This is a genomic window from Pseudomonas sp. ME-P-057 (assembly GCF_030208975.1).
Taxonomy (GTDB): Bacteria; Pseudomonadota; Gammaproteobacteria; order Pseudomonadales; family Pseudomonadaceae; genus Aquipseudomonas; species Aquipseudomonas lutea.
In genome coordinates this window covers 1-4,867 of record NZ_JARVSX010000009.1, presented here as the reverse complement: position 1 = coordinate 4,867, position 4,867 = coordinate 1, and the positions used below count along the sequence as shown (strand labels likewise).

Genomic DNA, 4,867 nt, shown 5'->3' with positions numbered 1-4,867 from the left:
TCATTCACCTGTTTGTATCGGCAAGGCTCAACCCGCAGGTGGCCCGAAGGCCGTCCGCAACGTTGTGGAAAAAGAGTGGGCAACCTTCAAGGATCACCGCTATGACGACCCTCGCGCCGCCAGCCCGGCTTTAGCCGAAGGGCTTCACGCGAAGGGCTTTCGGACCCTGCTCAGCGGGCCAGTTTCAGCGCCACACGCGGCTGCGTTGAAGCCTGGGCCGTGCGCGCCGAACACGGCTGTTGCTGGTCGCCGAAGATCGATTCGACAACCTCCTGGGAACGGATCGCCAGCACCGACAACAGGGTGTCGCTCAAGCCGTGGCTGTCTTCGCAGCAACCTTGCAGAAACACCCCCGCCTCACTGCCGGCGGTCAGGGGCAAGCGATAGTGACGGTCGACACTGGCGCCCTGAATGCAGCCCTGAATGCCGGTCAGCAGTTCCAGGTGGTAGTCGCGACGGTATCCAGTGGCAAGCACCACCACGTCGAAAGTTTCGCTGTGCATCTGGTCATGGGGTGCATCGCGCAGGAACAGCTCAATGCCATCGCTGGCAACCTCGGCGTGTACCACTTCGCGATTGGTGAGCATGCGGTGGCGCTCTTCGCCGCGCACTTTCTGCTGGTACATGCGCTGGAAGATGGTCTCGATCAGGTCGGTGTCGACCACCGAATAGTTAGTGTTGCGAAACTCGTCGAACAGCGCGACGCGACGCTCCTGGCTGTGGTTGAAAATGGTGTCGGTGAACGACGGGTTGAAGATCTGATTGACGAAGGGGCTGTCATCGGACGGCTTCAGCGCGCTGCCGCGGATCACCAGCGTGGCCTCGACGTTGTCGAAGCGCGAGGCCAGGTCTTCAAAGATTTCCGCCGCGCTCTGCCCGCCACCGACCACTGCCACACGCAGCGGCCCGGGCCGATTGGCGAGGAGCTTTTCGATGCCGCCGCGATAGCCTGCCGAGTGCAGCACACGAGCATCCTCCAGACCGTCGAACGCCGCCGGCGCCTGGGGAATACCGCCGATACCGAACACCAGGTTGCGCGCGCGACGGCGGCAGACCTCACCGTTTTTGTCACGCGACAGCACATCCATCGCCACGAAGCGGCCGTCTTCAAAGTACGGCTCGACCGACATCACTTCGGCGCCGTACTGGACCTGTTCGTTGAAATGCGACGCGGCCCAGCTCAGGTAATCGGTGTATTCCTCGCGGGTCGGGAAAAAGGTCTTGAGGTTGATGAAGTCCTGCAGACGGCCGCGCTCGTTCAGGTAATTGACGAAGGTAAAACGACTGGCCGGATTGCGCAGCGTGACCAGGTCCTTAAGGAAGGAAATCTGCATGGTGGAGCCGTCAATCAGCATGCCTTCGTGCCAGTTGAACGCCGGCTTTTTTTCGAGGAAACACACGTGGGGCGCCAGACCACTGCGCTGGGCATGCTCCTGGGTGGCGATGGCCAAAGCCAGGTTCGACGGGCCGAAACCGATGCCGATGAAGTCGTAGACGAGTTCCATGCTTCCCTCTCGTAAGGCGCGATGCGCGATCGACTCCGGCAGGCCTGGCGGCAAGGTCGCCGGCGCCGGATGGCAGTTCACACGCATCAAAATGGTTAAGACTGATTCTCATTAACATGACGACTGAGGCTGACGGCTGTTTAGTCCTCGTCGTCGAAAAATTTACAAAGCCTTTACGGTTTTCATCTGATACGCCGCGCCGATCTCCTCCACCGCATCGCGACTGGCGTTTTCGCGGCGATCGCCCTGCAGCTCGCTGAGCTGCCCGGACTCCATCTTCACCAGCCGGTCGGCGAGATCGAAATACTGATCGTCATGGCTGATGGCAAACACCGTGATGCCGGCCTTTTTGAACATCGGCAGCAGCTCGCGGTAGAAGAAGCGGCGGAACAGCGGGTCTTGATCGGCGGCCCATTCGTCCAGCAAGAGAATGTCGCGCTTCTCCAGCAGCGCCAGCATCAGCGCAAGACGCTTGCGCTGGCCCTGGGAGAACCGCGTGTCGAGCAAGTGACCGTCGCCGAGCTGCACCTTGTGCTTCATGTGCAGCTGTTCAAGCCAGTGGTCAATGTCGGTCCTGTCGGCGTTTTGCCCGTCTGCGCCGAGCAGTTGGGCGAACAGATGGAAGTCGGTGAAGACGCTGGCGAAGAGCTGACGGTAGGCCATCCAGTCCTCGGAGCCGATCACCTGGCCATCGACCAGGATCGCGCCCGCTGAAGGTCGATAAAGCCCGCTGAGCAGTCGCGCCAGGCTGGATTTACCGCTACCGTTGCCGCCCATGAGAAACACGGTTTCGCCACGGCGCAGCGTCAGGTTCACGGGGCCGACATCAAAGCCGGGTTCGTCGCCCTGCGCGGGGTAGTGGTATTCGACATCGCGCAGTTCCAGCGTCTGCCACTGGCCAGCGATGTGCGTGGGGGCGACGTCGAAGCTTTCGTGGTGCTCGGCCAGGGCCAGCGACTCGACCTTGTCCAGCGCCACGCGCCCGGAGATCTGCGCCGGGATCGCCGCCACCGCCAAGACCAACGGCGTGCGCATGAACAGCACGGTCAGCGCGTAAGTGGCCGCGACTTCGGTGGGCGCCCAGCCCAGCCCGTTGGCCAGATAAAACGCCAGGCCGATGGTGCCCAGCACCATGATGTTGGCCCAATTGCTGGCCAGGCCGTGGTAACGGTCAGCCAGGGTGAAATGCTCGCGGTAGCGCTGCGCCGCGACATCAAAGGTCTCTTCGTACAGCCGACGCGCGCGGTCACGGTTCAGAGTCAACTCCTTGCGCCCGTCAATCACGCCCTGATAGCTCTGGTAAAGCTTGTCTTCCGACTCGCGCAGGGCGCGGATGTGCGCGTTGAGCTTGCCCACCAGCAACCAACCCACCCCCAGCGTGAACGCCATCCAGCACAAGGTGGTGATGAACAGCGAGGGCGAAAGCCAGGCGAGATAACTGAATGACGCGACGCTGAGGACCGAGCCGTATATCAGGTCCGGCAACTGCACGAACGCCATGGTCACCGCGCGGATGTCACTGGACAGACTGGCGAAGATCTTCGCGCCGCCAATGGATTCGATGCGCTCGATGTTGGTGTCCAGCAGGCGCTTGACCATCACTCGGCGCAGGCCGTAGACGAAACGGTGCCCCAGCGCGGTCAGCGATAAAGACGCCCCGGACGCGAGCGCCAGCAGCACGGCGAGCATCAGGCCGAACTGCCACAGCGCAGTGCCAAGGCCGTCGTGGCTGCTGATCATTCGCTGATTGACGAAGGCAATCACGCCGACGCTCAACAGCCCGCTGCTGACGCTGAGCAGCAGCACCCAGGCAAGCGGCCAGCGGTATTGCTGGAAGACCAGACGAATTAATTTCATGGATGACTCCGGGCAGTGAAAACGGGGGACATGACGCGGCAGTGCCTAGATCTCGCCGAGCCGCGCACGGCAGTGAGACAGGGTGTCGCGCAGGAGGAAGTTGACCATCGTCGGCGAAGTGCCGATGACCTTGGCCACGTCGCGCTGGGTGTAGCCCTGGATCTGGCTGAGGTCGAAGACAATGCGCATGCGCTTGGGCAGCTCGTTGAGCGCGCCGACCAGTTGATCAAGCGATTCGCGACCCGCCAGCACCCGCTCGGGGGACACCTCGAAACGTATCTGCTCTTCCTGCTCGGCCTCGACGCCGTGGTTGCGTTCGAGACGCTGGCGGCGAAGGCGGTCGATGGACAAGTTGCGCACGACGCGAAACATGTAGCGCGCAGGTTCCTTCGATGCCAGGTCGCTTTCGAGCATCTTCACGAAAGCGTCCTGCACCACGTCTTCTGCCCGGGCGCGGCAGCCGAGGAGTTTTGCAGCCAGGCGCAACAGCGCCTCGCGGTGGGTGTGGTAGGCGCCCATCAGTGCGTCGAGACGCGCATCTCGCGCGGCATGGATGGCGCCTAAAGCCGATGAGCCGAGCCGGCGCGGCTGGCTGATTGCAGGGCGAAAATCCATCTTGTTCGACATCCCTGGTTACAAAAGGAATGCGAAGGATAACGCAAACGATTCTCATTGCAACGTAAGAAAGTTTACCGATTGGTGAAACTTTTACGCGCTGTTGGCGGTCGTGCTCAGAGCACTTGCATCACCGCATCAAGCGCAGCTCCAGGTACTGCAGAAGCATGATGGTTTTGCCGTCGGCAATCTCCCCGCTGGCGACCATGGCAATGGCGCGATCGAAATCCAGCTCCAGCACTTCGATGTCTTCGCCCTCCTCTTCCAGCCCGCCACCTTCGCTGACCCGGTCGTCCGGCTGGTATTCGCCGATGAAAAAGTGAATGCGCTCGGTGACCGAACCGGGGCTCATGAATGCGTCGAAAATCTTCTTAACCGAGCGCACGACGTAGCCGGTTTCTTCCTCGGCTTCCAGGCGAATGCGCTCTTCGGGGCTGGCGTTGTCCAGCAAGCCGGCTGCGGCTTCGATCAGGTAGCCATTGTGGTCGTTGACGAACGCCGGCATGCGGAACTGGCGGGTCAGCACCACCGTGCGCTGCTCAAGGTTGTACAACAGAATGGTCGCACCATTGCCTCGGTCATAGACCTCACGGGTCTGCTGTTGCCAGGTGCCATCGCGGCGTTGCAGTTCGAAGCTGTATTTTTTGAGCACGTACCAATTGTCTGAGAGCAGTTGTTCGTCGGTGATGCGAATGAAATGGGATGGCATGACAGTCCTTGAGAAATGCGTTTTTTTGATCTGGATTCAAACGGCGATCGCGCTGATTTAACCCGATCACCGTGCAGGCGCCGGATTGCTGGCTATCTATTGTGTCAGGCATAGCTGGGGTGAGTGGACCACCGGGTTCGCCAGCAAGCCGGCTCCTACAGGTTTTGCGTCTGGCGCGGGT

At 61.2% G+C, this 4,867-nt stretch carries 4 protein-coding genes; all 4 read right to left on the bottom strand.

Annotation, left to right across the window (positions count from 1 at the left end; genetic code table 11):
• Window positions 1–170: 170 nt before the first annotated feature.
• The 4 genes from QRN48_RS03675 to QRN48_RS03660 all read right to left on the bottom strand — a co-directional run bounded on the left by QRN48_RS03675 (window position 171) and on the right by QRN48_RS03660 (window position 4,686).
• Window positions 171–1,505, bottom strand: a complete 1,335-nt coding sequence (locus tag QRN48_RS03675) for a lysine N(6)-hydroxylase/L-ornithine N(5)-oxygenase family protein (protein ID WP_285348974.1) — start codon at window positions 1,503–1,505, stop codon at window positions 171–173.
• A gap of 162 nt (window positions 1,506–1,667) precedes the next feature.
• Complete coding sequence (locus QRN48_RS03670) at window positions 1,668–3,362, bottom strand: multidrug ABC transporter permease/ATP-binding protein (RefSeq protein WP_285348972.1); 1,695 nt, start codon at window positions 3,360–3,362, stop codon at window positions 1,668–1,670.
• A 45-nt stretch (window positions 3,363–3,407) separates the two neighbouring features.
• Entirely contained in the window at window positions 3,408–3,977 is a 570-nt protein-coding gene (locus tag QRN48_RS03665) for a sigma-70 family RNA polymerase sigma factor (RefSeq protein WP_285348971.1), read from the bottom strand.
• A gap of 130 nt (window positions 3,978–4,107) precedes the next feature.
• Window positions 4,108–4,686, bottom strand: a complete 579-nt coding sequence (locus QRN48_RS03660) for an NUDIX hydrolase (RefSeq protein ID WP_037009296.1) — start codon at window positions 4,684–4,686, stop codon at window positions 4,108–4,110.
• Window positions 4,687–4,867: the final 181 nt, after the last annotated feature.

Coding starts and splice junctions, on each gene's coding strand:
- QRN48_RS03665 (WP_285348971.1), bottom strand. CDS start 3,977: ATGGATTTTCGCCCTGCAATCAGCCAGCCGCGCCGGCTCGGCTCATCG.
- QRN48_RS03670 (WP_285348972.1), bottom strand. CDS start 3,362: ATGAAATTAATTCGTCTGGTCTTCCAGCAATACCGCTGGCCGCTTGCC.
- QRN48_RS03660 (WP_037009296.1), bottom strand. CDS start 4,686: ATGCCATCCCATTTCATTCGCATCACCGACGAACAACTGCTCTCAGAC.
- QRN48_RS03675 (WP_285348974.1), bottom strand. CDS start 1,505: ATGGAACTCGTCTACGACTTCATCGGCATCGGTTTCGGCCCGTCGAAC.